The sequence below is a fragment of the Bradyrhizobium sp. CCGUVB14 genome (assembly GCF_024199935.1).
In the GTDB taxonomy this organism is placed as follows: domain Bacteria; phylum Pseudomonadota; class Alphaproteobacteria; order Rhizobiales; family Xanthobacteraceae; genus Bradyrhizobium.
This window is the reverse complement of the sequence record NZ_JANADS010000001.1, coordinates 2672828-2697421: the sequence shown is the minus strand read 5'-3', so window position 1 is coordinate 2697421 and position 24594 is coordinate 2672828. Positions and strand designations below refer to the sequence as shown.

Annotated in this window: 22 protein-coding genes; 4 read left to right on the top strand and 18 right to left on the bottom strand. The window is 64.1% G+C overall.

The genetic code is table 11. The features are described 5' to 3' along the window. Positions 1 to 344 precede the first annotated feature (344 nt). From NLM32_RS12440 to glpD, 7 genes are all read right to left on the bottom strand, one after another. Positions 345 to 2141 (bottom strand): ABC transporter substrate-binding protein, encoded by a 1797-nt coding sequence (locus NLM32_RS12440; protein ID WP_212297500.1) that lies wholly within the window; start codon positions 2139 to 2141, stop codon positions 345 to 347. A 76-nt stretch (positions 2142 to 2217) separates the two neighbouring features. Beyond that, on the bottom strand, positions 2218 to 2547 hold the full coding sequence (locus NLM32_RS12435) for a DUF2160 domain-containing protein (RefSeq protein WP_254129264.1): 330 nt from the start codon (positions 2545 to 2547) through the stop codon (positions 2218 to 2220). A 9-nt stretch (positions 2548 to 2556) separates the two neighbouring features. Beyond that, complete coding sequence (locus NLM32_RS12430; RefSeq protein ID WP_212297498.1) at positions 2557 to 3363, bottom strand: carbohydrate ABC transporter permease; 807 nt, start codon at positions 3361 to 3363, stop codon at positions 2557 to 2559. Beyond that, positions 3363 to 4265 (bottom strand): carbohydrate ABC transporter permease, encoded by a 903-nt coding sequence (locus tag NLM32_RS12425; protein ID WP_254129263.1) that lies wholly within the window; start codon positions 4263 to 4265, stop codon positions 3363 to 3365. Before NLM32_RS12425 ends, NLM32_RS12430 begins: the two co-directional genes overlap by 1 nt. After that, a complete protein-coding gene (locus tag NLM32_RS12420) occupies positions 4265 to 5350 on the bottom strand; it encodes an ABC transporter ATP-binding protein (RefSeq protein WP_254129262.1) in 1086 nt (361 codons plus the stop codon). The genes NLM32_RS12425 and NLM32_RS12420 overlap by 1 nt, the downstream gene beginning before the upstream one ends. Positions 5351 to 5362: 12 nt before the next feature. After that, positions 5363 to 6439 carry an ABC transporter ATP-binding protein gene (locus tag NLM32_RS12415; RefSeq protein ID WP_254129261.1) on the bottom strand — a complete coding sequence of 359 codons (1077 nt, stop codon included), beginning with the start codon at positions 6437 to 6439 and terminating at the stop codon, positions 5363 to 5365. Beyond that, positions 6436 to 7986: a glycerol-3-phosphate dehydrogenase gene (glpD, locus tag NLM32_RS12410; protein WP_254129260.1), complete on the bottom strand. Its 1551-nt coding sequence runs from the start codon at positions 7984 to 7986 to the stop codon at positions 6436 to 6438. Before glpD ends, NLM32_RS12415 begins: the two co-directional genes overlap by 4 nt. A 231-nt stretch (positions 7987 to 8217) precedes the next feature. On the opposite strand from glpD, the gene NLM32_RS12405 reads away from it, so the two are divergent. After that, entirely contained in the window at positions 8218 to 8496 is a 279-nt protein-coding gene (locus NLM32_RS12405) for a type II toxin-antitoxin system Phd/YefM family antitoxin (RefSeq protein WP_254129259.1), read from the top strand. Next, complete coding sequence (locus NLM32_RS12400) at positions 8493 to 8918, top strand: PIN domain-containing protein (RefSeq protein ID WP_254129258.1); 426 nt, start codon at positions 8493 to 8495, stop codon at positions 8916 to 8918. Before NLM32_RS12405 ends, NLM32_RS12400 begins: the two co-directional genes overlap by 4 nt. 4 nt (positions 8919 to 8922) lie before the next feature. Here the strand turns inward: NLM32_RS12400 and NLM32_RS12395 are convergent, their stop codons facing one another. Both NLM32_RS12395 and NLM32_RS12390 read right to left on the bottom strand, forming a co-directional pair. After that, complete coding sequence (locus NLM32_RS12395; RefSeq protein WP_254129257.1) at positions 8923 to 9771, bottom strand: DeoR/GlpR family DNA-binding transcription regulator; 849 nt, start codon at positions 9769 to 9771, stop codon at positions 8923 to 8925. A gap of 74 nt (positions 9772 to 9845) precedes the next feature. Beyond that, positions 9846 to 10535 carry an HAD family phosphatase gene (locus NLM32_RS12390; protein WP_254129256.1) on the bottom strand — a complete coding sequence of 230 codons (690 nt, stop codon included), beginning with the start codon at positions 10533 to 10535 and terminating at the stop codon, positions 9846 to 9848. A gap of 154 nt (positions 10536 to 10689) precedes the next feature. On the opposite strand from NLM32_RS12390, the gene NLM32_RS12385 reads away from it, so the two are divergent. Next, positions 10690 to 11157, top strand: coding sequence for a nuclear transport factor 2 family protein (locus tag NLM32_RS12385; protein ID WP_254129255.1), 468 nt, complete (start codon positions 10690 to 10692; stop codon positions 11155 to 11157). 69 nt (positions 11158 to 11226) lie between these two features. Further along, complete coding sequence (locus NLM32_RS12380; protein WP_254129254.1) at positions 11227 to 11622, top strand: nuclear transport factor 2 family protein; 396 nt, start codon at positions 11227 to 11229, stop codon at positions 11620 to 11622. A 151-nt stretch (positions 11623 to 11773) separates the two neighbouring features. Here the strand turns inward: NLM32_RS12380 and NLM32_RS12375 are convergent, their stop codons facing one another. From NLM32_RS12375 to NLM32_RS12335, 9 genes are all read right to left on the bottom strand, one after another. Beyond that, positions 11774 to 11965, bottom strand: coding sequence for a hypothetical protein (locus NLM32_RS12375; protein ID WP_237866489.1), 192 nt, complete (start codon positions 11963 to 11965; stop codon positions 11774 to 11776). Positions 11966 to 12187: 222 nt separating this feature from the next. Further along, positions 12188 to 12598, bottom strand: coding sequence for an acyl-CoA thioesterase (locus NLM32_RS12370; protein WP_254129253.1), 411 nt, complete (start codon positions 12596 to 12598; stop codon positions 12188 to 12190). A gap of 21 nt (positions 12599 to 12619) precedes the next feature. Beyond that, positions 12620 to 14716, bottom strand: coding sequence for a 3-hydroxyacyl-CoA dehydrogenase NAD-binding domain-containing protein (locus NLM32_RS12365; protein WP_254129252.1), 2097 nt, complete (start codon positions 14714 to 14716; stop codon positions 12620 to 12622). A 2-nt stretch (positions 14717 to 14718) separates the two neighbouring features. After that, positions 14719 to 16002: an acetyl-CoA C-acetyltransferase gene (locus NLM32_RS12360; protein ID WP_254129251.1), complete on the bottom strand. Its 1284-nt coding sequence runs from the start codon at positions 16000 to 16002 to the stop codon at positions 14719 to 14721. Continuing rightward, positions 16002 to 18269, bottom strand: a complete 2268-nt coding sequence (locus tag NLM32_RS12355) for an acyl-CoA dehydrogenase (RefSeq protein WP_254129250.1) — start codon at positions 18267 to 18269, stop codon at positions 16002 to 16004. The genes NLM32_RS12360 and NLM32_RS12355 overlap by 1 nt, the downstream gene beginning before the upstream one ends. A gap of 301 nt (positions 18270 to 18570) precedes the next feature. Continuing rightward, positions 18571 to 19194 carry a flavin reductase family protein gene (locus tag NLM32_RS12350; RefSeq protein ID WP_254129249.1) on the bottom strand — a complete coding sequence of 208 codons (624 nt, stop codon included), beginning with the start codon at positions 19192 to 19194 and terminating at the stop codon, positions 18571 to 18573. A gap of 70 nt (positions 19195 to 19264) precedes the next feature. After that, positions 19265 to 19864 (bottom strand): TetR/AcrR family transcriptional regulator, encoded by a 600-nt coding sequence (locus tag NLM32_RS12345; protein ID WP_254129248.1) that lies wholly within the window; start codon positions 19862 to 19864, stop codon positions 19265 to 19267. Between the two features lie 33 nt (positions 19865 to 19897). Further along, entirely contained in the window at positions 19898 to 23035 is a 3138-nt protein-coding gene (locus tag NLM32_RS12340) for an efflux RND transporter permease subunit (protein WP_254129247.1), read from the bottom strand. Between the two features lie 181 nt (positions 23036 to 23216). Then, positions 23217 to 24323 carry an efflux RND transporter periplasmic adaptor subunit gene (locus tag NLM32_RS12335; RefSeq protein WP_254129246.1) on the bottom strand — a complete coding sequence of 369 codons (1107 nt, stop codon included), beginning with the start codon at positions 24321 to 24323 and terminating at the stop codon, positions 23217 to 23219. Between the last annotated feature and the right edge of the window lie 271 nt (positions 24324 to 24594).

The window sequence follows — 24594 nt, the reverse complement described above, 5'->3', positions numbered from 1 at the left end:
GCCCAAGCGGCTTTCGCAAAGTAATCGAAATACGATTACTTCAATCGGATTATGCTGATCATGAATTCGGCGTGACAGAGAGTCAAGCGGGGGTGCGCGTGACGGACCGCATGGGTCGCGGGAGTCACTCCTCCACGCCACCGCTGTCATTCCCCGCGAAAGCGGGGAATCCAGTACGCCGCGGCTTCTCCGTATCCCACTCCTGCCTCCGGGATACTGGATCGTCCGCCTTCGCGGACGATGACACCGAGAATATGGAGCGAGCGCTTTGACGCTACGGAAGCAGCGGCGCAAAAGAAAAAGGCCGGGATTGCTCCCGGCCTTTCGTCGTTATGAGGCGTTGCTTACTGCAGCGAGGCGCGCTTGGGCGGGGTGGCCGGCCACGACTTGATCAGGGTGTCGTAGTCGATCGTTTCGCCCTTCGGCTTCTCGTTGGCGAGCTTGCGCTGCGGAGCAATCGTGCCGTCCTTCTGGGCCTTGGCGAACCAGAACTCGGCCGACTCCTTCTTGTGCAGCTTCGGACCGCAGGCTCCCTGCACGCCCGACTTCTCGATGCGCTCCATGACGGAGTCCTGCGCGGCGGCAAGAGCATCCATCGCGGCTTGCGGCGTCTTCGCACCGGACGACGCATCGCCGATGTTCTGCCACCACAACTGCGCGAGCTTCGGATAGTCAGGCACGTTGTTGCCGGTCGGGGTCCACTGCACGCGCGCGGGCGAGCGGTAGAACTCGATCAGGCCGCCGAGCTTCGGCGCACGCTCGGTGAACGACTTGTCCCAGATGTCGGATTCACGGATGAAGGTGAGACCGACATGGCTCTTCTTCAGCGACACCGTCTTGGAGACGATGAACTGGAGATACAGCCAGGCTGCCTTGCGGCGATCCGCCGGGGTCGACTTCAGAAGCGTGAGCGAACCCGCGTCCTGGTAGCCGAGCTTCATGCCTTCCTTCCAGTACGAACCGTGCGGCGACGGAGCCATACGCCACTTCGGCGTACCGTCCGCGTTCATCACGGCGATGCCCGGCTTCACCATGTCGGCGGTGAAGGCGGTGTACCAGAACATCTGCTGGGCGATGTTGCCCTGCGCCGGGACCGGACCCGACTCAGAGAACGTCATGCCCTGCGCCTGCGGCGGGGCGTACTTCTTCATCCACTCGAGGTACTTGGTGATCGAGTAGACCGCTGCGGGACCGTTGGTGTCGCCACCACGCTCGATCGACGAGCCGACCGGGCGGCAGCCTTCCATGCGGATGCCCCACTCGTCGACCGGCAGACCGTTCGGAATGCCCTTGTCGCCGTTACCTGCCATCGAGAGCCAGGCGTCGGTGAAACGCCAGCCGAGCGACGGGTCCTTCTTGCCATAGTCCATATGGCCGTAGACCTTGACGCCGTTGATCTCCTTGATGTCGTTCGTGAAGAACTCGGCGATGTCCTCATACGCCGACCAGTTCACGGGCACGCCGAGATCGTAGCCATACTTGGCCTTGAACTTGGCCTTGTAGTCAGGGTTGGTGAACCAGTCGTAGCGGAACCAATAGAGGTTCGCGAACTGCTGGTCGGGCAGCTGATAGAGCTTGCCATCGGGCGCGGTGCCGAACGACTTGCCGATGAAGTCGTTGACGTCGAGCATGGGATCGGTGACGTCCTTGCCTTCGCCGGTCATGTAGTCCGACAGCGCGATGGTCTGGCCGTAGCGGAAGTGGGTGCCGATCAGGTCGGAGTCGTTGATCCAGCCGTCATAAACGTTCTTGCCCGACTGCATCTGGGTCTGAAGCTTTTCGACGACGTCACCTTCCTGGATGATGTCGTGCTTGAGCTTGATGCCGGTCAGCTCGGAGAACGCCTTGGCGAGCGTCTGCGACTCGTATTCGTGGGTCGCGATGGTCTCGGAGACGACGTTGATCTCCATGCCCTTGAAAGGCTCGGCGGCCTTCGCGAACCACTCCAGCTCCTTCTTCTGGTCGTCCTTCGAAATGGTCGAAGGCTGGAATTCCGCAATCCACTTCTGGATGGCGGCATCGTCGGCGGCGCGAACCGGCGCCGAGGCTGCGAACGCGGTGGCGAGAATGGCCGCGGCGCTCGACACGGTCAGAAAGCTAATCTTGGTCAATGGACCTTTCCTTCTCCTAAACTGTCGCATGTTGTTCCTCCGTTGCAGCGACAAACTTTTATACAGGCCCGGGTTGACCCCGGATCTGGCCGTCCCTTCGCGAGCTTCAAACCGTGCGAAAAATGAGCACGGCCGTCGCCAGCGAAATTCCACTTGCGAGCCACAGGCTCGAAATCTCGATCCCCTCTTCGCCGATCGGCAGCGAGGCGATCGGGTTGGTACCGACCAGGCCGATCCATACCAAATGGATGACGGCAGCCGCGATCAGCGAGATGAACAGCCGGTCGCCGCGCGTGGTCGGAATACGAAGCACGCCGACGCGCTCGGCTTCGGGATAGACCGACGCGAGCCACGTCATCACCGCCAGCGTGCAGGCGAGCGCGGCGAAGAAGATCGCCGTCGGCAGCGTCCAGGCCATCCATGCAATGGATTCCATGAGAACCTCCTAGACCCGGCCGAGCGCGAAACCGCGCGCGATGTAATTGCGGACAAACCAGATCACCAGCGCGCCCGGAATGATGGTGAGCACACCGGCAGCCGCCAGCAGGCCCCAATCCATGCCGGCCGCCGACACCGTACGCGTCATGATCGCCGCGATCGGCTTGGTCTGCACCGAGGTGAGCGTCCGCGCCAGCAGCAGCTCGACCCAGGAGAACATGAAGCAGAAGAAGGCGGCGACGCCGATGCCGCTCGCGATCAGCGGCACCAGAATCCGGACGAAGAAGCGCGGGAAGGAATAGCCGTCGAGGAAGGCGGTTTCGTCGATCTCGCGCGGCACGCCGGAGACGAAGCCTTCGAGGATCCACACCGCCAGAGGCACGTTGAAGATGCAGTGCGCCAGCGCAACCGCCCACGGCGTATCGAACAGGCCGATCGCCGAGTAGAGGTTGAAGAACGGCAGCGCATAGACCGCCGCCGGCGCCATACGGTTCGACAGCAGCCAGAAGAACAGATGCTTGTCGCCGAGGAAGCGGTAGCGCGAGAACGCATAGGCCGCGGGCAACGCCACCGAGATCGAAATGATGGTGTTGAGGATGACGTATTCGAGCGAGTTGATGTAGCCGGAATACCAGCTCTCGTCGGTGAAGATGCGCTTGTAGTGCTGCAGCGTCGGCGCATGCGGCCACAAGGTCATCGTCGAGACGATCTCGGCGTTGGTCTTGAAGCTCATGTTGACGAGCCAGTAGATCGGCAACAGCAGGAAGATCAGGAACAGCCCCATGATGAGGCGGCGGCCGGGGATCGAGTGCATCACGCCGCTCCTTCCTGGGGTTTGCGTTCACTGCCGGCATTGGTCATGACGGTGTAGAAGATCCAGCAGACGATCAGGATGATCAGATTGTAGACCAGCGAGAGCGCCGCTGCCTTGCCGAGGTCGAACTGGCCGAGCGCGATCTTGACGAGCTCGATCGAGACGAAGGTGGTCGAGTTGCCGGGCCCGCCGCCGGTGACGACGAACGGCTCGGTGTAGATCATGAAGCTGTCCATGAAGCGCAGCAGCACGGCGATCAGCAGCACGCGGTTCATCTTCGGCAACTGGATCGCCTTGAACACAGCCCAGCGCGAAGCGCCGTCGATCTGGGCGGCCTGGTAGTAGGCCTCCGGGATCGACTTCAGGCCGGCATAGCAGAGCAGCGCGACGAGGCTGGTCCAATGCCAGACGTCCATCACGATAACGGTGACCCAGGCATCGACGGCGTTGGACACGTAATTGTAGTCGAAGCCCATCGCATTGAGCGTATAGCCGAGCAGGCCGATGTCGGGCCGGCCAAAGATCTGCCAGATCGTGCCGACCACGTTCCACGGAATCAGCAGCGGCAGCGCGAGGGTGACGAGGCAGGCCGCGACCGTCCAGCCGTCACGCGGCATCGACAGCGCCACCACGATGCCGAGCGGCACCTCGATCGCAAGGATCACCAGCGAGAAGAACAGGTTGCGGCCGAGCGAGGCCAGGAAGCGGCCGCCGAGATCGGTCGAGGGATCGAGCAATTCCTTGAACCAGCCGACGCCGTTCCAGAAGAACTGGTTGTTGCCGAAGGTGTCCTGCATCGAATAGTTCACCACCGTCATCAGCGGCAGTACCGCCGAGAAGGCGACGACCAGGAACACCGGCAGCACCAGGAACCAGGCTTTTTGGTTGATGGTCTTGTCCATCAGGCGGCTCCTTCCACCAGAAGGCTGTCGGCATAGACGTGGATGTGCGCCGGATCGAATTTCAGCCCGGCGGTACCGTCGGAGCTGGTGAAGCCAGCCGGTGCCCGTGCCGCGAGCTTGGCATCGCCCAGACGCGCGCGCGCGAAGCGAATGCGGCCGAGATCGTCGATGCGCTCGATCCTGGCAGTGAGCAGGCCGGGCGCGGGCGCGACGACCTCGACGAACTCCGGACGCACGCCGATCTCGATCTTGGCGCCTGCGGGAAGATTGTCGTAGCTGCGGTTCAGCGCAATGACATGGCCGTCGATCCGCGCCTCGCGTCCCTTCACTTCCGCCGGCAGGATGTTCATGCCGGGCGAGCCGATGAAGTAGCCGACGAAGGTGTGCGCCGGCTTGTCGAACAGCTCGGCCGGCGTGCCGCTCTGCACCACGCGGCCGTCATGCATGACGACGACGGTGTCGGCGAAGGTCAGCGCCTCGGTCTGGTCGTGGGTGACGTAGATCATCGTGAGGTCGAGCTCGCGATGCAGTGCCTTCAGCTTGGAGCGGAGCTGCCATTTCAGCTCGGGATCGATCACCGTCAGCGGCTCGTCGAACAGCACGGCGGCAACATCGGAGCGGACGAGGCCGCGGCCGAGCGAGATTTTCTGCTTGGCGTCGGCGGTCAGCCGGGTTGCCTTGCGGTTCAGATGGGGCTCGAGGTCGAGCAGGCGGCCGATCTCTGCGACGCGCTTGTCGATCTCGGCCTTCGGCACACCGCGATTCTTCAACGGAAACGCCAGGTTCTGCCCCACTGTCATGGTGTCGTAGATCACCGGGAACTGGAACACCTGGGCGATGTTGCGCTTCTGGGTTGACAGAGGTGTGATGTCCTGGCCGTCAAACAGGATTTTCCCCCGCGACGGCGTGATGATGCCGGAGATGACGTTGAGCAGCGTGGTCTTGCCGCAGCCGCTTGGTCCGAGCAGCGCATAAGCGCCGCCCTGCCGCCAGGTCATGGTCACCGGCTTCAGCGCAAAGGTTTCCTGCGGGGCATCATTGCCGCCGTAGGAGTGGGCGAGATCGACGAGGTCAATGCGGGCCATATCGCACCTCCCTCACGAGCCGGGTGCCGCGACGAGGCGATCAGCCGCATCGAAGACGAAGACATCGTTGGGATCGAGCACGGCGTCGATGGTCTGGCCGGGCTCGAACTCGTGCACGCCGTGCAGCACCGCAACCCAGTTCGATCCGTCGCGGGTCAAATGCACGAAACTCTCCGAACCGGTGATCTCGGTCACCGTCACCGTGGCATGGAAGGCGTGGCGGTCTGCCTGGCCGTTGGCGAGCGCAAGCTGATGCGCGCGAAAGCCGACGCGATAGGCGCCGTCGGCAAGCGAGGAATAGAGACCCGAGGCCGGCGACGGGGTGCCGCCGGCATATTGCACGGAGCCATTCTTCTTCTCGATGCCGACGAGGTTGAGCGGCGGATCGGAGAACACCTGCGCGACGCGCATCGTCTGGGGCCGGCGGTAGACGTTGGTGGTCTCGCCGATCTGGAGCGCTTGGCCCTCCCACATGCAGACCGTGTTGCCGCCGAGCAGCAGCGCCTCGGTGGGCTCTGTCGTGGCATAGACGAAGATCGCGCCGGAGGCCTCGAAGATGCGCGGCAGCTCGGCGCGCAGCTCCTCGCGCAGCTTGTAGTCGAGATTGGCGAGCGGCTCGTCGAGCAGCACGAGGTCGGCGCCCTTCACCAGCGCACGTGCCATCGCGGTGCGCTGCTGCTGGCCGCCGGAAAGCTGGAGCGGCGTGCGCTTCAGGAACGGCTCGAGCCGGAGCAGCCGGGCGGCTTCCGCCACGCGCGTCTCGATCTCCTCGCGCGGCTTGCCCTGCACGCGGAGTGGCGAAGCGATGTTCTCATAGACCGTGAGCGAGGGGTAATTGATGAACTGCTGATAGACCATCGCGACCGAACGCTGGCGCACATCGACGCCGGTGACGTCCTTGCCGTTGACGAGCACCTTGCCCGTGGTCGGCTTGTCGAGACCGGCGAGCAGCCGCATGATCGAGGTCTTGCCCGACAGCGTCGGCCCGAGCAACACGTTGAGCGTGCCGCTCTCCAGCGTCAGCGAGACGTCGCGAATGTGCGGGACCCCGTCGACGGTCCGGGTCACATGATCGAGTGTCACGCTCATGAGCGTCCTCCTGCTTCCAGCAGTGGACTTTGCGACACGGCGTGGGTCCTGATCCAGTCGTCCAGAGTGGCAATTTGGTCGGCAGATAGTCGCAGGCCGAGCTTGGAGCGGCGCCAGACGATATCCTCGGCGGTCACCGCCCATTCGTTGGTCATCAGGTAGCGAACCTCGCGTTCGGTCAGAGTTGCGCCAAAGGCCTGGCCGAGATCGGCGGCCGATTTGGCGTCGCCGAGCAATTTGATGGCGCGGGTACCATAGGCGCGCGCGAGACGTCGCGCATGCTCATGGCTGAGGAAGGGATAGCCGCGCTGGAGCTCGCCGATCAGGCCGTCGACGGCCGACACGTCCATGTCGCCGCCCGGCAGCGGCCATTTGCCGGTCCAGCCCTCGCGCGCCTTCGCACTGCGAAGATAGGGCGCGAGCCGTTCCAGCGCCTCTTCGGCGAGGCGGCGATAGGTCGTGATCTTGCCGCCATAGATCGACAACAGCGGCGAGCCGCCGGGCGTGTCGAGCTCAAACACGTAGTCGCGGGTCGCGGCCTTGGCTTCGCTGGCGCCATCGTCATAAAGCGGACGCACGCCGGAATAGGTCCAGACCACGTCCTCCGGCGTCACGGGCTTGGCGAGATATTCGCTCGCGGCAGCGCAGAGATATTGGATCTCCTCCGCCGTCGCCTTCACCTTGGCGGGATCGCCGTCATAGTCGCGGTCGGTGGTGCCGATCAGTGTGAAGTCATCCTGATAGGGAATGACGAAGATGATGCGACCGTCGGCGTTCTGGAACATGTAGGCGCGGTCGTGGTCGTAGAGCTTCTTGACCACGATGTGCGAGCCCTGCACCAGGCGCACTTTGGCTTTCGCGTTGACGCCGGCACCGCGGCCGAGCACGTCCTCGACCCAGGGGCCGCCGGCATTGACCAGCGCGCGGGCCTGGATCTGCGAGCGCGCACCGGTCAGCGTGTCGACCATGCTGACGGTCCAGACGCCGTCGGACTGCTTGATATCCGTCGCACGGGTCCGGGTACGAATCTCGGCGCCCTTGTCGGCGGCGTCGCGCGCATTGAGCACGACGAGCCGGGCGTCATCGACGAAGCAGTCGGAATACTCGAAGGCGCGGCTATAGCGATTCGGGATCAGCGGACGGCCGACCTCGTCACGCCTGAGATCCAGCGAACGGGTCGCCGGCAGCAAATGACGACCGCCGATATGATCGTAGAGAAAGAGGCCAAGGCGCAGCAGCCAGGCCGGACGCAGGCCAGCGTGATGCGGCAGAACGAAACGTAAGGGGCGGATGATGTGGGGCGCGATGCCCCAGAGAATCTCGCGCTCGATCAGCGCCTCGCGGACCAGCCGAAACTCGTAATATTCGAGATAGCGCAGGCCACCATGGACCAGCTTGGTCGACCAGGACGACGTCCCGCTCGCCAGATCGTTCATTTCGCACAGGAAAACAGTGTTCCCGCGGCCCACGGCATCGCGCGCGATGCCGCAACCGTTAACACCGCCTCCAATGATGGCGAGGTCGAAAATACGCTCCAACAGACGCATCCCCCGGCGACCACTCGTTCCGTCGAGTGGTTACTTTCGTTTTTGATTAGATCACACCGAAAAACGAAAGCAAGACGAAAGAGAGGGGAAAGGAAGCGAAAGAGGAACTTTTTTGGTGGGCAATTCGCCGTCGAAATGAGCGCTTAGGATGGTGATCTGGGGTGCAGTAGCGCGCTTGAATCAGCACTTCGAACATATATAGTCATAATAGTCATATTGGTTGTAAACGACATGACAGACCACACCACAGCCCCCAATTCGCCGACCGATACTTGGACGCTCGCCAATGCCAAGGCGCGCCTGTCCGAGGTTGTCGATCGTGCCCAGACTGGTCCCCAGATCATTACCCGTCATGGCAAACCCAATGCGGTGGTCGTTTCTGCTGACGAATGGGCACGTAAGACCGCGCGCAAAGGCACGCTCGCCGAATTCCTGCTGGCGTCGCCGCTGCGCGGTGCCGAGCTCGAGCTGGAGCGCATGCGGGATGAACCACGCGACGAAATGCCGTGAACCTGCTCCTCGACACCAATGTGCTGTCGGAGGTTCAGCGACCAGCACCTTCTCCAAAAGTTCTGGCGTGGCTCGACACGGTCGATGAGGATCGCGCGTTCATCAGCGTTGCTTCGATTGCCGAGCTTCGCCGCGGCGTTGCGCTGCTGGACGACGGCCGTCGACGCGTCGCGCTGACCGCCTGGCTTAGCCATGATTTGCCGGCTCGGTTTGCAGAGCGCATCCTGCCGATCGATCATTCCGTCGCCGAGCGCTGGGGCTATCTGATGGCGCAGAGCCGTCGCAGCGGCATCGCGCTGTCGGTGATGGACGGGTTCTTCGCGGCAACAGCCCTCGCCCATAACCTGACACTCGTTACGCGCAACGTGAAGGATTTTGCGACGTTCGGCGTGCCCTTGCACAACCCGTGGGACGCCGCGTAGGCCGCTAGCGCAGCCGCACGACCGGCGCGGCTTCAGGCGCGGCGTCCTGCGCTTCGGCCTGAGCGTCATCGATGTCGCTCGCCCCCTTCGGCATCGCGGCCATCACCTCGATGCCCTTGCTGTGGCAGATGGTGGCGAGGCGCTCGGGCAGTTCCTGATCGGTGACGAAGGTCTGGATCTGGCTGATATGGGCGATGCGGACCGGCGCGCTGCGGCGAAGCTTTGTGGAATCGGCCACCAGCATGACGCTGCGGGCATTGGCGATGATGGCCTGCGCCACCTGCACCTCGCGGTAGTCGAAGTCGAGCAGCGCGCCCTCCTCGTCGATCGCGGACGCGCCGATGATGGCGTAGTCGACCTTGAACTGGCCGATCAGCTGCGTTGCGGTCGAGCCGACCACGGCGCCGTCGGCGCGCCGCACCGTGCCGCCGGCCACCACCACCTCGATGCGGGGATGGCGGTAGAGCAGCATGGCGACGTTCAAATTGTTGGTGATGACGAGGAGATCTTCATGCGAGGTCAGGGCGCTCGCGACCTCCTCCGTCGTGGTGCCGATGTTGATGAAGAGCGAGCAACCGTTCGGGATCAGCGATGCGGCCGCAGCGCCGATCGCCTTCTTCTCGTCGGCAGCGACGAAGCGGCGCGCCTCATAGGCGAGATTTTCGACGCCCGAGGCGATGATCGCGCCACCATGGACGCGGGTCAGCGAACGGCGTTCGCAGAGATCGTTGAGGTCCTTGCGGATGGTTTGCGCCGAGACTTCGAACCGGCGCGCCAGCTCCTCGACCATGACGCGGCCGGAGGCGCGGGCGATGTTGAGAATTTCAGCTTGGCGATGGGTCAATCCGGTCACGGCAATGGCCTCAAATCAGAGCAGTGCATGGTGCGGCGGTTCGCGCGCGTGGTCAATGCGCGTGCCGATCACGGTTAATGGATGAAACCCTCACCACCCATCGCAGCTGCGAGCCGCGCGAGCAGCCCGGGATCGTCGAAGGCGCTGGCGGAAGCGACCGCGCCGGCCCCAACAAGGTCAGCATGGCTGAGGCTGGTCCGGATGCCGATGGTCGGAATGCCGGCAGCCGTGGCCGACTGCACGCCGGAACGGGAATCCTCGAAGGCAATCGAGGCAGCCGCGCTGGCGCCGACGAAACGCAAGCCCTCCTGATAGGGCAATGGATGCGGCTTGCCGTGCGGCAACTCGTCGCCGATCACGAGCGTCCTGAAGCGGTGCGTGATGCCGAGGCCGGAGAGCAGCAGCTCGGCATTGAGACGCGGCGCATTGGTGACGGCCACCATGGGAATGCCGGCCGCGTCCGCGCGGTCGAGCAGCGCCATCAGGCCCGGCAGCGGCGCGATCTGTCCCGCCACGAGCGTGCGGAACACTTCTTCCTTCTCGCCGAGAATCGCGGTGCGCCGCTCCGACGTTTCATTGGGCAGAAAGCGCTCGCCGATCGACACATTGGCGAAGCCCTGCAGCTCCCTGGAGAAGCGCGCGTGGTCGAAGACATGACCGTGAGGACCGAGCACCTGGTTGAACGCCTTCAGATGCAGCGGGTCGGTATTGGCAAGCGTGCCGTCGATATCGAACAACAATGCCTTGCCGAGAGTCTCGATCATGTCCGTACTTTCCTGAATGCGCCACGCATCAATGCCGAAGACGTATCAATAGAGCCCCGCGCACGCAATAACGCATGCGGATGACGATCACGCGCCACTCGACAAAGCTACCCGTGGCTGTAACACTCCATACAAGATCAAAAAGGAGGAAACGATGACGATCAACCGACGCGATCTGGCTCTCTCGACTCTTGCCGTTCCAGCTCTCGCCGTCTCCGCGCTTGCGCTCTCGACACCGGCGCTCGCGGCTTCAGCGGACGAAGAAGCCGTGGCGAAGCAGGTCGAGGCCTTCCGCCTCGCCCAGATCGCGGCCGACCCGAAGGCGCTCGGCGCGCTATGCTGGGACGATCTCAGCTACAGCCATTCCAACGGCAAGGTCGAAGACAAGGCGACCTTCATCACCAACGCCACCGACGGCAAATCGAAGTTTCTGTCGATCGCCTATCAGGACCCGACCATCAAGGTGGTCGGCCCCGCCGCGATCGTGCGCTTCCACTGGGTCGCGGAACAGGAGATGGCGGCCGATGGGAAAAAAGTGCCGACCAACCTTCACATCCTGATGAACTGGCAGAAGCAGGGCGACGCGTGGAAGCTGTTGTCGCGCGCCGCGACGAAATTATGATCAACGCCATCGTTCCGGGACGCGCGGCACGCCGCTGCTACACTCGCGACAAGATCAAAAAAGGAGGAAATGATGACGATTAATCGCGATCATGCTGCCGCGGCGGATCATGAGGCAGTGGCAAGAAATGTCGAGGCATTTCGCCTCGCCCAGATCGCGGCCGATCCGAAGGCGCTCAGCGTGCTGTGCTCGGACGATCTGAGCTACAGCCATTCCAGCGGCTTCCTCGAGGACAAGGCGGCCTTCATCGCCAACGCCACCGACGGCAAAACGGAATTCCTGTCGATCGCGTACAAGGATCCGACCATCAAGATCGTCGGCCCCGCCGCGATCGTGCGCTTCCACTGGATGGCCGAGATGATGACCGACGGAAAGAAAGTGGCAAACAGCCTTCACATCCTGATGAACTGGCTGAAGCAGGGCAACGAGTGGAAGCTCTTGTCCCGTTCCGCAACGAAATTGTGATGCTTTACTTACCCTCTCCCCTTGTGGGAGAGGGTGGCTCGCCCCGCGCTTCGCGCCAGCTTCTCCCACAAGGGAGAAGGAAAGTGCAGCGGTATCAAGGGCTGCAAAATTTTCCGACCACGCTCTGCGCGTCAGAAAATGACCAGAGCGGCTACGCCGCCTCTCTCACATCACCGTTAACCAGCTTACGCGCAGCGCGCTCGGCTTCGCGTGCGTTGCGGAAGAGCTGGCCTTCGAGGCGATTGAACTGATGGGACGAGGCGAAGAAGCAGTAGCCGCCTTGACCGCGAACGACGATGCCCGCTGTCTCTGAATTCACTTCGATGATGTAGCTGTCCGGCATGGCCCGTGGATTCCTCAGTGCGGGCGAATAACGGCATCCCTCCCCGAAAGTTCCTCGGGCAAATCAGCCGGTTTTCACCCCGAATCGACGCGTCATTGAGTACGCCGGGACCTCATCCGTTTTGTGACTGGTTGTTGGCAAAGGCGCGACGCGATGACTTAGTCATGCCGCGTTTCTTAACACCGCACGTCTTCGTGAGATGAGGCGCAAAGCCGCGCGAGATTACGTCGCGATCGGTGGAGCGTCGCGCTGGATCGCTTGCGGATGGCCGTTATCGTCGATCGAGACGTAGGTGAAATTGCCGTCGGTCACGAGGATCGGCTGCAGCTCACGCCGCCGCAACGCCCAGGCTTCGAGATGAACGGTCATCGAGGTACGGCCGACGCGCACCAGATTGGCGTAGACCGAGACGAGATCGCCGACATAGACCGCCTTGCGAAAGTTCATCGCGTCGATCGCGACCGTGACGGTGCGCGACTTCGCGACCTTCGATGCAAACACGCCGCCGCCGACATCCATCTGGCTGAGCAGCCAGCCACCGAAAATGTCGCCATTGGCATTGGTGTCGGCGGGCATCGCCAGCGTGCGGATGCAGAGATCGCCGTTCGGCTCGATGTCGGACATTTCAGTCATGCAGGTCTCACTTGGAAAGGCTCACTTGAAATTGTCCCAGCCCGGATCGGGCGCGAAGCGCTCGCCGAATCGCTCGGCCAGCGCGCGCATGGTGGATACAATATTTTCCACGCCGCGCGTGCGCGCATAGTTCAGGGGACCGCCGCGGAACGGCGCGTAACCGGTGCCGAAGATCATGGCGCCGTCGACCGCATCGGGATCGTCGACGATGCCTTCACGCAGGCAAGCGACGCAGACATTGGACATCGGCAGCACCAGGCGGTCGATCATCTGGTCGGTGACGCGCGGACCGGTCTCGGGCAGTGGCGCCTTTTCGGCCTTGCCGTCCTTCCAGGTGTAGAAACCCTTCCCGGTCTTGCGGCCGAGCTCGCCCTTGGCGACCTTCTCGCGCAGCCAAGCCGGCGTCGGCGGCAGCAGATCGCCGAATTTCGTGCGCAGCATGTCGCCGACCGCCAGGCAGATATCGAGCCCGACCTGATCGGCCAGCTCGATCGGCCCCATCGGCATGCCGAACTGTTCTGCCGCGGCATCGATCAGGCGCTGGTCGGTCTTTTCGTCCAGCATCACCATGGCTTCGAGCATGTAGGGCGTCAGCGCGCGGTTGACGAGGAAGCCGGGCGAGCTCTTCACCGACAATGGCAGGCGGTCGATCGCACCGACGAAGGCGAGCGCTTCCTTCAGCACCTGCGCATCGTTGCCGTCATGGCTGACGATTTCGACCAGCTGCAACCGCGAGACCGGGTTGAAGAAGTGCAGGCCGACGAGCCGTTCCGGCCGCGCCAGCGTGGTGCGGAGATCCTGAAGCGGAATGCTCGACGTGTTGGTCGCAAGGATCGCACCCGGCTTCATCTTCGGCTCAAGGCCGGCATAGACCCTTTGCTTGAGCTCGAGCTTCTCGGGCACCGCCTCGATGATGAGATCGGCGTTGCGAACGCCCTCCCCGTCCATATCGGGGATCAGCCGATCGAGCGCGTCGCGCACCTCGGTCGGCTTGCGGATGATCTTGCCGTAGAGCTCGGCCGCACGCTTCACCGCGCCCGCGATCGGCTCGGCTTTCATGTCGGCCAGCGAGACGCGCAGCCCCTGCCCGGCTACCCAAGCCGCGATATCGCCGCCCATGGCACCGGCGCCGATGACGTGAACATGCTTGACCGTGTTGCCGGAGCCGGCAGCCTTCTTCATCTGCTCGCGCAGGAAGAACACGCGGATCAGATTTTGCGCGGTCGGCGTCACCATCAATTTGGCGAAGGACGCCTGCTCCGCCTTCAGCATCGCGGCCTTGCTGCCGCCATGCGTCTCCCAGAGATCGATCAGCGCGTAAGGCGCCGGATAGTGCTCGCGCGGCGCGGCCTTCGCCGCCTCGGAACGCATGCGTTTGGCAAGCAGCCCGCGCACGGGGCCGAGATTGGCCGCGCGGGCGAGAAGGCCGGGCTTGGCGCGCTTCAGGCGGCCGAACAGCACATCCTTCACCGCGCCACGGACGTGACGCTCCTGCGTCACGGTATCGACGAGACCGAGCGATTTGGCGCGGCGCGCATCGATGGTGCGGCCGGTGAGCATCAGTGCCATCGACTGGGTCGGATTGACCAGCGCGGTGAAGCGCGCGGTGCCGCCGAGGCCGGGATGCAGGCCGAGCATCACCTCCGGGAAGCCGAAGCGCGCGCCGTCGACGGCAATGCGCGACTGGCAGGCAAGCGCAACCTCGAGCCCACCGCCGAGGCAGAAGCCGTGGATGACCGCGACCGTCGGCAGCTTGAGCGCTTCCAGATGATCCACCACCGCATGCGCGGCGCGGATGCGCGTCTCCACCACCTCCGGATCACTCGCGCCACGAAATTCGTTGACGTCGGCGCCGGCGATGAAGCCGGACGGCTTTGCCGAGCGGATCACGAGGCCTGCCGGACGCTCGGTCTCGATCGCCGCGAGCGCGGCGTCGAACTCCTCCATCACGTCGGCCGACAGCGTGTTGGCGCTTGTCTCGGCGCGATCGAATAGCAGCCAGGCGACGCCGTCGGCATCGCGCTTCAGCTTGAAGTTCTTGTACGGACCGTCGGCGGCAGGCTTGGGCCCGAGCTCGAGCACCCGGTCCCCGAGTGCGGTCATGATCTTCGAATCCATGGTCACACCGCCTCGATCAGCATGGCGCCGCCGAGCCCGCCGCCGATGCACTCGGTGGCAATCCCGCGCCGCGTGCCGAGCCGCTTCATCGCGTTGACGAGATGCAGCACGATGCGGTTGCCGGAGGTGCCGACGGGATGGCCGAGCGAGATCGCGCCGCCATCGACGTTGAGCTTTTCGCGATCGATCTCGCCGGCCGCGCCGTCGAGCCTGAGAATCTCGCGGCAGAACGTGTCGTCGTTCCAGGCGGCGAGACAGCCGAGCACTTGCGTCGCGAACGCCTCGTTCAATTCCCAGGTCTCGACGTCCTGGACGGTGAGGTTGTTGCGCTGGAGCAGCGGCGTCGCCGACATCACCGGGCCAAGGCCCATGATGCTGGGATCGAGCGCGGCCCAGTTGCTGTCGACGATCGCGGCCTTCGGCGTCAGCTTGTGCTTTGCCACCGCCGCGTCGGAAGCCAGGATCACCCAGGAGGCACCATCGGTGATCTGCGAGGAATTGCCCGCGGTGACCTGGCCCCAGGGACGCTCGAACACCGGCCGGAGCTTTGCCAGTGTCTCGGCTGTCGAGTCCGGACGCACGCCGTCGTCATGGTCGAAGAATTTTCCGTCGCGGGCGAACGCGGTCTCGACCTCGCCTTTCAGAAAGCCCTCGGCCTGCGCATGCGCGAGCCGGCGATGGCTCTCGGCCGCATAAGCATCCGACTGGGCGCGCGTAATGCCGAAGAGGTGGCCGACCACCTCGGCGGTCTGGCCCATGTTGAGTTCAGTGATGGGGTCGGTCAACCCGCGCTCGAGGCCGATGATCGGCTTGAGATAGCGCGGACGCAGCTTGAACGCGGCGGCGAGCTTCGCGGCCACGCCCTTGGCGGTGGCAAGACCGGCAAACCAGCGCACACCGGAGTTCGGCCAGACCAGCGGCGCGTGGCTGAGCGCCTCGGTGCCGCCGGCCAGGATCATGTCGGCATGACCTTCGCGGATGTAGCGGTAGGCGGTATCGATCGACTGCATGCCGGAGCCGCAATTGATCTGCACGGTGAAAGCGACCATGTCCTCGCCCATGCCGAGCCGGAGCGCCGCGACGCGGGCCGGGTTCATCTCGTCGGCGATGACGTTGACGCAGCCGAGGATGACCTGATCGAAGTCGGTCGGTGCAAACGGCTGGCGCGCCAGCAGCGGCCGGCCGCATTGCACGGCGAGATCGACCGGCGTGAACGGGCCCGGTCCGGAGCGTGCTTTCAGAAACGGCGTCCGGCTGCCGTCGACGATGAATACCGGTCGTGCCATCAGCTCGCCGCCCTCTGTTCACCGAGTTCCTGGAAGAACTGATGCACGTCGCCGGTTTTCTTGTAAATCGGCGACAGCGCCTCCGGCGCAAAATCGTCGACCTCGATGACTTTTGTGACGGCTTCATGAGCGGAAGCGAGCTGCTCGCCTTCGGCCCGCGTGATCACGCCCTTGGTGACGGCGTCGTTCCAGTCGCGGATATGAGCAGCCCGCATGCGTTTGGCGATGGCGTCGGTCGCCGCGACCAGCTTGAACGCGCGCTCCAGCCGGGCAAAACCGCTATCGTCGTCGACATGGGCGAGATCCGGCGTCAGGCGTTCGCGCGCGGCCGTGGGCTCCAGCACGAGGCTTGCGCATTGGTGCACGACGCGGTCGGAAGGCCCGAGCACGCGCGCGCCGAACGGCTGGACCACGAGTTTGAGGATCACGGCGACGAAACGGTTCGGCAGATTGGCGAGGATCTCGGCGAGCCTGTTCTCGATCGTCCGGAAGCCCGACGCCATGCACCATTCCAGCGCGGCAAAGTCTTCCTTCTGCCGTCCCTCGTCCTGCCAGCGCTTCAGCGCGGCCGAGAGCAGGTAGAGCTCGGAGAGGATGTCGCCGAACCGCGCCGACAGCATCTCCTTGCGCTTAAGCGCGCCGCCGAGCGTCAGCAGCGCCATGTCGGCGCAAAGCGCAAACGCGGCGGAGTAGCGCGAGAGCTGGCGATAGAACGGCGTGGCATCGCCTGCGTCAGGCGCCAGCGCAAAGGCGCCAAAGGTCCAGCTTCGGCCGAAGGCGCGGAACAGGGTCTGGAAGCTGTGACCGACATGCTTCCAGAACGCCTTGTCGAACGCGGTGAGCCCGCGCTCGCGGTCGGTGTCGGCCAGCGCATTCATCTCGTCGAGCAGGTAGGGGTGCGCCCGGATCGCGCCCTGCCCGAACACGATGAGATTGCGGGTGAGGATGTTGGCGCCTTCGACCGTGATGCCCACGGGCACGGCGCGATGCAAATTGCCGATATAGTTCTGCGGACCGTCGATCACGGCCTTGCCGCCGTGGATGTCCATGGCGTCGTCGATCGCGATGCGCATCCGCTCGGTCGCGTGCAGCTTCATGATGCCGGAGATCACTGCGGGATGAACGCCGGCGTTCAAAGCAGCACAAGTCAGCCGCCGCGCCGCATCGAGCTGGTAGGCAGTGGCGACGATGCGCGCGAGCGGCTCCTCGACGCCTTCGAACTTCGAGATGGAGATGCCGAACTGCTCGCGAATGCGGGCATAGGCGCCGGTGGTGCGCGCCGCGTAAGCCGCGCCGGCCGCGGAGAGCGACGGCAGCGAGATGCCGCGGCCGGCGGCGAGCGCGGTCATCAGCATCTTCCAGCCCTGGCCGAGCCGCGCCTCACCGCCGATGACATAGTCGAGCGGGATGAAGACGTCGCGGCCCCAGTTCGGGCCATTCTGGAACACCTGCATCGATGGCAGATGACGATGTCCGATCTCGACGCCGGGCAGATTGGTCGGGATCAGCGCGACGGTGATGCCAAGCTCTTCCTGATCGCCGACGAGATGATCGGGATCATAGGCCTTGAAGGCGAGACCCAGCAGCGTCGCGACGGGGCCGAGCGTGATGTAACGCTTGTGCCAGTTCAGCCTGAGGCCAAGGACCTCGCGGCCCTCGAAATTGCCCTTGCAGATGATGCCGGTGTCGATCATCGAGGCGGCATCGGAGCCGGCTTCGGGGCTGGTGAGGCCGAAGCAGGGGATGTCGCGGCCGTCGGCGAGCCGCGGCAGCCAGCGCTCCTGCTGCTCCTTGGTGCCGAAGCGCATCAACAGTTCGCCGGGGCCAAGCGAGTTCGGCACCATCACGGTGACGGCGGCTGCGATCGAGCGGGTCGAGATTTTCCGCACCACTTCCGAATGCGCATAGGGCGAGAAACCGAGGCCGCCGAACTCCTTCGGAATGATCATGCCGAAGAATTTCTCGCGCTTGATGAAGGCCCATGCCTCCTGCGGCAGGTCGCGCCATTCCCAGAAGATTTTCCACTCGTCGAGCATGGCGCAGAGCTCGTCGACGGGACCATTGAGGAAGGCCTGCTCCTCGCCGGTCAGCGTCGCCTGCGGGATCTTCAGCAGCTTCGACCAGTCGGGATTGCCGGTGAAAAGATCGGCGTCCCACCAGACGTCACCGGCCTCCAGCGCCTCGCGCTCGGTGTCGGACATCGCCGGCAGCACGCCGCGCGCCCAGGAGAAGATCGGCTTGGTCAGGGTGTCGCGGCGGAAGCTCATGGCGGACCTCATGAAACGGCGCGGGTATCGGCATTTTAGCGGAAAGTGGCCGGCATGCGTGAACACTTCGCCAGCAAAATGATGCGAATTGACGCGGCCGGGCGGCCGCCCCGGGGACCATAACGGCCGGGGCGTGGGGGCAGTTCCGGGAGGGGGAATGGGCTGAATGTCTCCCCATGTCATTCCGGGGCGCGCCTCTTGGCGCGAGCCCGGAATCCATACGCTCGATGGTGGTTATGGATTCCGGGCTCGACGCTACGCGTCGCCCCGGAATGACTGCGTGGAGAGAGTGCGGCCCGGCCTAGTCCGGCCGAACCATCTCGAACATGTTTTCCGGCTTGATCTCGAAATAATCGCCGCGACGGCCGGCGCGGACGATCGGGCGGGCGGCGGCGGTCTGGTAGACGCCGTCCTTGATCATGGCCTTGTCGATATGGACGGCAACGACCTCGCCGAGCGTCAGCCAGGCGTCGGCCTCCTTGCCGTCGGCGCCCTTGAGGCGGACGATGTCGGACACCTTGCATTCGAAGGCGACGGGGCTCTCGCCGACGCGCGGCACGTTGACCAGCTTACCCGGCACGGCGGTGAGACCCGCGATCTCGAACTCGTCGACCTCAGGGGCGACATGCGCGGCGGTCGCGTTCATGTGCTTGGCGAGATCCATGGTGGCGAGATTCCAGACGAACTCGCCGGTCTGCTGGATGTTCTCGACCGAGTCCTTCCAGTTGGTGGAGGAGAAGCCGATGATCGGCGGCACGTAAGCGAAGGCGTTGAAGAAGCTGTAGGGCGCGAGGTTGACGTGGCCCTTGCTGTCGCGCGACGAGATCCAGCCGATCGGCCGCGGCGCGATGATGGCGTTGAAGGGATCGTGCTTGAGGCCGTGGCCCTTGGAGGGCTCGTAGAAGTACAGGTCTTTGTCGGTCACGCGCTGCTTCTCCGCTATCCCGCCATTCCGGGCAATGCGAAGCAGCTTATAGGGGAAACCCGGCGGCCCGTCAGTGGCGCGGCGACAGACCCGCGATGACGAAATCGATCATCTGGTCGATGGTCGGGCCCGGCTTGGTGGCGCACTGGGCGATCATCTGGGGGTGGAAGAAGCGCATCATCGCGGTGCAGGCGCACAGCGAGGCCAACTGCAGGTCCGGTGCTTCGAATTCGCCAGAAGCAACGCCCTGCGCGATCATCTGGCCCATGAAGCCGGCAATGCACTCCATATGGGCGACACAGACGTCCCAGTCCTCCTGCATGGCGATCTCGACCATCTCATGCAGCTTGGAATCGCCGACATAGCGCTCGGTGTTCATGCGGTGGATGGTGGTGAGCAGCTCGCGGAAGCGCGGAAGCACCGGGCCGGGCCGAGCCACGATCCGCTGCGCCTCCAGCTCGACCTCACCCATCAGGCCCCGCGCCACCGCCTGGTGGATCGCCTTCTTCGATTCGAAGAAGCGATAGACATTGGCGGGGCTCATCCGGAGCTCTTTGGCGATGTCCCCGACCGTGGTCTTCTGGTAGCCGATCACGCGGAACAGCCGCTCAGCCACCTCGAGAATACGATCCCGGGTGTCGCCTTCGATATGTTCCGCAACCAGTGTCATGTGTCAGGACTCGTCCGTCGGTAGTCTTCTCATTTATTCAGCCGCTTCAGCAAGCGGAATTGCGTGCTGGTCATCGCTCCCATGCTGCGGCGCGGCAGGCTGCTCGGGGGTGCCGGCCTCGTCGAGGCTCTTGCGGAACCACAGGGCGTAGAGGCCCGGCAGGTACAGCAGCGTCAGGAACGTCGCGACGAACAGGCCGCCCATGATCGTGATCGCCATCGGGCCCCAGAAGGCCGACCGCGACAGCGGGATCATGGCGAGGATAGCGGCGAGCGCCGTCAACACCACCGGGCGGGCGCGGCGGACGGTCGCCTCCACGATCGCCTCCCGGCGAGTCAAGCCGTGAGACACGTCGGTCTCGATCTGGTCGACCAGGATGACCGTGTTGCGCATGATCATGCCGGCGAGCGCGATCAGGCCCAGCAGAGCCACGAAGCCGAACGGCGCGTTGGCGACGTTGAGGCCGAAGGAGGCGCCGACGATGCCGAGCGGCGCGGTCAGGAACACCAGGATCAGACGCGAGAAGCTCTGCAGCTGGAACATCAGCAGCGTCAGCATCACCATGACCATCAGCGGGAAGAGGATGAAGATCGAGGCATTGCCCTTGGCGGATTCCTCGAACGCACCACCCGGCTCGATGCGGTAGGCCGGCTCGAGGTAGTCCTTGATCTGCTGCAGCTTCGGCGTGATCTGGTTGGTGACGTCGGGCGCCTGCACGCCGTCGACGACGTCCGAGCGCACGGTGATCGCCATGTCGCGGTTGCGCCGCCACATGATCGGCTCCTCGTGGGCGTACTCGATCTTGGCGATCTGCTGCAGCGGCACGGCCACGCCGTTCTTCGAGGTGATGGTGAGATCACCGACGCCGCCGAGATCGAGGCGCTCGGACGGAATCGCGCGGGCAACCACGCCAACCTTCTCGATGCCGTCACGTACGGTCGTGACCTGCGCGCCCGAGATCAGCATGGACAGCGCCTGGGAGACGTCCTGCGGGGTGAGACCCATGGCACGGGCGCGATCCTGGTCGACGACGAGCTTGAGGTAAGGCGACTGCTCGTTCCAGTCGAGCTGGACGTCCTTGACGTTCTTGTTCTGCCGCATGACGTCGCGAACCTGGTAGGCGATCTCGCGCACCTTGTTGGCGTCGGGGCCGATCACGCGGAACTGCACGGGGAAGCCGACCGGCGGGCCGAAATTGAAACGGTCGACGCGCACGCGCGCCTCGGTCAGCATGCCGTCGGCAACCGCACCCTCGATCTTGGCCTTGACTCGCTCGCGTGCCTCGACGCCCTTGGCGACGATGACGATCTCGGCAAAGGCCTCGTTCGGCAGTTGCGGGTTGAGGCCAAGCCAGAAGCGCGGCGAGCCCTGGCCGACATAAGACGTATAGGTCTCGATGTCCTTGTCGTCCTTGAGCAGCGTCTCGGCCTTCTTCACGGCCTTCTCGGTAACGTTGAAGGCGGTACCCTCGGGCAGACGCAGTTGGAGGAACAGCTCGGGCCGCTCCGACAGCGGGAAGAACTGCTGCTGGACATGGCCGAAGCCGACGATGGAGGCGATGAAGACGCCGACGGTCGCGACCACCACGGTGATGCGGTGATTGACGCACCATTGCACGATGGCACGCAGGCCGCGGTACATGCGGGTCTCGTAGACCGCGTGCGGATCGTGATTGTGATGCACCTTGATGTTGGGCAGCAGCATGACGCCGATATAGGGCGTGAAGATCACCGCCACGAACCAGGACGCGACCAGCGCGATCGCCACGATCCAGAAGATGCTGCCGGCATATTCGCCGACCGCGGAATTGGCAAAGCCGATGGGGAGGAAGCCAGCGGCCGTGACCAGCGTTCCCGTGAGCATCGGAAACGCAGTGGATTCCCAGGCAAAGGACGCCGCACGCATGCGATCCCAGCCCTGCTCCATCTTCACCACCATCATCTCGACCGCGATGATGGCGTCGTCAACGAGCAGGCCGAGCGCGATGATCAGCGCGCCGAGCGTGATGCGGTGCAGGTCGAGCGACATCGTGTTCATGACGATGAAGACGATGCCGAGCACCAGCGGCACGGACAGCGCGACCACGATGCCGGTGCGCCAGCCGAGTGCGAGGAACGAGACGAACAGCACGATGACGAGCGCTTCCATGAAGGAGTGCACGAACTCGCCGACGGCGTGCTCGACCACCTTGGGCTGATCGGCGATCAGCGCGACGTCGACGCCCTGCGGCACGGCCTTCATGAACTCCGCGGTCGCCTTCTCGACCTCCTTGCCGAGCTCGAGGATGTTGGCGCCCTTGGCGGTGACGACGCCGATGCCGATCGCGGGCTTGCCTTCCTGACGGACGACGAAGCTCGGCGGATCGACATAACCATGGGTGACGGTGGCGATGTCGCCGAGGCGGAACACGCGGCCGTTGCTCTCGACGGGGGTCTCGGCCACGGCCTTGGCGCCGTCGAGCGCACCGGTGACGCGCAGCGGCACGCGCTGCGACGAGGTCTCGACCGTGCCGGCCGGGGTCACGTTGTTCTGCTTGGCAAGCGAATCGAACAGCGCCTGCGGCGTGATGCCGAGGGTGGCGAGCTTCGCATGCGAAAACTCGACGAAGATGCGCTCGTCCTGATTGCCGTAGACGTCAACCTTGGTGACGCCAGGCACCTTGAGCAGGCGCTGACGAAAACCTTCGGAGACCTTCTTGAGCTGGGCGTAATCGGCGCCGTCGCCGGTCATCATATAGAGGATGGAATCGACGTCGGAGAACTCGTCGTTGACGACCGGTCCCAGGATCCCTGCGGGCAGCTGGCCCTGCACGTCGACGAGCTTCTTGCGCAGGAGATAGAAGAGATAAGGCACGTCCTTCGGCGGCGTGGAGTCGCGGAAGGTGACCTGAAGCGCGGTGAAGCCGGGCTTGGAGTAGGTCTGCACCTTCTCGAAATAGGGCAGCTCCTGGATCTTCTTCTCGATGGGATCGGCGACCTGGGTCTGCATTTCCTGCGCGGTCGCGCCCGGCCACATCACCGAGACGTTGACCACCTTCACCGTGAAGAACGGATCCTCGGCGCGGCCGAGCTTCTGATAGGAGAAGAAGCCGGCGACGCCGAGCACGAGCATCAGGAACAACACCAGCGTCGGATGGCTGACGGCCCAGGCCGAAAGATTGAAGCGCTTCATCGCACTCTCCGGAAAAAACGATCCACTTGCCAAAAACGACAGCCGCTCTGTTCAAGGCGTCGTCGCGAGGCAGCGAAGCAATCCAGGGGGCTGGGCAGGTTCTGGATCGCTTCGCCGCTTCAGCCGTTGCGTAGGGGCAAAGGCCGAAACTCACCTCACACGACGTAACTGGTCGTAACGCTCAGAAAGACAGTGACGACACCACCCGCACCTTCTGGCCGGGATCGAGCTTCTGCACGCCGAGCGTGACGATCTTGGCACCCTCGTCGACACCGCTGGTGATGACGACGTCATTGCTGTCGTAGGACTTCACCGCCACCGGCTTCAGCGTGACCGCGCCATTGTCGTCGACGACATAGAAGGACGGCTTGCCGCCCTCGTTGAACAGCGCCGACAGCGGCAGACGCGCGACGCGCTCGGTGGCGGCGTCCGACAGCGTCAGCGTCGCGGTCATGCCGAGCGAAACCTTGTCGTCGGCTTCGGGCAGCGAGAACTTTGCGAGATAGGTGCGCGTGGCGGAATCCGCGGTGGGCGCGATCTCGCGCAGCTTCGCCGTGTACTTCTTGTCCGGCTCCGACCAAAGAGTGACGCTGGCGGCGCCCGACTTGGCACGTCCGACCAGCGTCTCAGGGATCGCGACGACCGCTTCCTTTTCGGCAAAGCGGGCGACACGGATCGAGGTCTGGCCTGCGGCAACCACCTGGCCGGGCTCGATCAGCGTTGCGGTGACGACGCCACGGGCGTCGGCGTTGAGCGTCGCGTAGGAAAGGGAATTCTTGGTCAGTTCAACCGAGCGGACGGCGCGGTCGAGGCGCGCACGGGCCTCGTCGGCAGCAGCGCGGCTCGAATCCAGCGCCGCATCCGTGGTCCAGCCCTTGGCCTTCAAATCCTTGGCGCGCTGCTCGGCGGCGGCGGCCTGGGCCAGCACGCCAGTGGCCGCGGTCTGCTCCGCGACGGCCTGCTCGGCCTGGAGCTTCAGGTCGATCTCGTCGAGGGTGGCGAGCGGCTGGCCGATCTCGACGGTCTGGCCGACCTCGACCAGACGCTTGTCGACCTTGCCGGCGACGCGAAAGCCGAGGTCGCTCTCGATCCGGGGGCGGACGGTCCCGACGAAGCTGCGCTCCGGGGTCTCGGCATCATAATGGGCGGTTGCGACCAGAACCGGCCGCGGCGGCTCGGCCTTCTGCGCCACGGTATCGTTGCACCCAGCCAGCGCGGCGGCCATCAGGGCCAGCGACACACCCGCCAAGAGCCTGGAATAGCTGGACAAAACGGACCGAACGAACATCGGAGGACACTCCTGCGTCTGTAATGAGAGGAATGTCGACTAATCACTGATAAAAGTCAATAATCGTCAGTTATCAGAAAAGCGTGATCGTTAAGGGGTGGTAAGGATTGCGAGGGCACGGTTGAGGAGGTGCTATAGTAGGCTTCGCGGAGGCTTGTAGCCCGAATCCCTCGCCTCAGGCGCGATGCCGTAGGGTGGGCAAAGCGAAGCGTGCCCACGCATTTTTCGTGATCGAGAGAGCTCGTGGGCACGGCGCAAATGCGCCTTTGCC

What these genes read in the sequence shown, in the direction of transcription:
- NLM32_RS12340 (WP_254129247.1), bottom strand. Translation starts at nt 23,035, where the DNA reads ATGAAGCGCTTCAATCTTTCGGCCTGGGCCGTCAGCCATCCGACGCTG.
- NLM32_RS12435 (WP_254129264.1), bottom strand. Translation starts at nt 2,547, where the DNA reads ATGGAATCCATTGCATGGATGGCCTGGACGCTGCCGACGGCGATCTTC.
- NLM32_RS12430 (WP_212297498.1), bottom strand. Translation starts at nt 3,363, where the DNA reads ATGCACTCGATCCCCGGCCGCCGCCTCATCATGGGGCTGTTCCTGATC.
- NLM32_RS12440 (WP_212297500.1), bottom strand. Translation starts at nt 2,141, where the DNA reads ATGCGACAGTTTAGGAGAAGGAAAGGTCCATTGACCAAGATTAGCTTT.
- NLM32_RS12405 (WP_254129259.1), top strand. Translation starts at nt 8,218, where the DNA reads ATGACAGACCACACCACAGCCCCCAATTCGCCGACCGATACTTGGACG.
- NLM32_RS12390 (WP_254129256.1), bottom strand. Translation starts at nt 10,535, where the DNA reads ATGATCGAGACTCTCGGCAAGGCATTGTTGTTCGATATCGACGGCACG.
- NLM32_RS12370 (WP_254129253.1), bottom strand. Translation starts at nt 12,598, where the DNA reads ATGACTGAAATGTCCGACATCGAGCCGAACGGCGATCTCTGCATCCGC.
- NLM32_RS12355 (WP_254129250.1), bottom strand. Translation starts at nt 18,269, where the DNA reads ATGAGCTTCCGCCGCGACACCCTGACCAAGCCGATCTTCTCCTGGGCG.
- glpD (WP_254129260.1), bottom strand. Translation starts at nt 7,986, where the DNA reads ATGCGTCTGTTGGAGCGTATTTTCGACCTCGCCATCATTGGAGGCGGT.
- NLM32_RS12420 (WP_254129262.1), bottom strand. Translation starts at nt 5,350, where the DNA reads ATGGCCCGCATTGACCTCGTCGATCTCGCCCACTCCTACGGCGGCAAT.
- NLM32_RS12345 (WP_254129248.1), bottom strand. Translation starts at nt 19,864, where the DNA reads ATGACACTGGTTGCGGAACATATCGAAGGCGACACCCGGGATCGTATT.
- NLM32_RS12385 (WP_254129255.1), top strand. Translation starts at nt 10,690, where the DNA reads ATGACGATCAACCGACGCGATCTGGCTCTCTCGACTCTTGCCGTTCCA.
- NLM32_RS12425 (WP_254129263.1), bottom strand. Translation starts at nt 4,265, where the DNA reads ATGGACAAGACCATCAACCAAAAAGCCTGGTTCCTGGTGCTGCCGGTG.
- NLM32_RS12375 (WP_237866489.1), bottom strand. Translation starts at nt 11,965, where the DNA reads ATGCCGGACAGCTACATCATCGAAGTGAATTCAGAGACAGCGGGCATC.
- NLM32_RS12365 (WP_254129252.1), bottom strand. Translation starts at nt 14,716, where the DNA reads ATGGATTCGAAGATCATGACCGCACTCGGGGACCGGGTGCTCGAGCTC.
- NLM32_RS12380 (WP_254129254.1), top strand. Translation starts at nt 11,227, where the DNA reads ATGATGACGATTAATCGCGATCATGCTGCCGCGGCGGATCATGAGGCA.
- NLM32_RS12360 (WP_254129251.1), bottom strand. Translation starts at nt 16,002, where the DNA reads ATGGCACGACCGGTATTCATCGTCGACGGCAGCCGGACGCCGTTTCTG.
- NLM32_RS12335 (WP_254129246.1), bottom strand. Translation starts at nt 24,323, where the DNA reads ATGTTCGTTCGGTCCGTTTTGTCCAGCTATTCCAGGCTCTTGGCGGGT.
- NLM32_RS12415 (WP_254129261.1), bottom strand. Translation starts at nt 6,439, where the DNA reads ATGAGCGTGACACTCGATCATGTGACCCGGACCGTCGACGGGGTCCCG.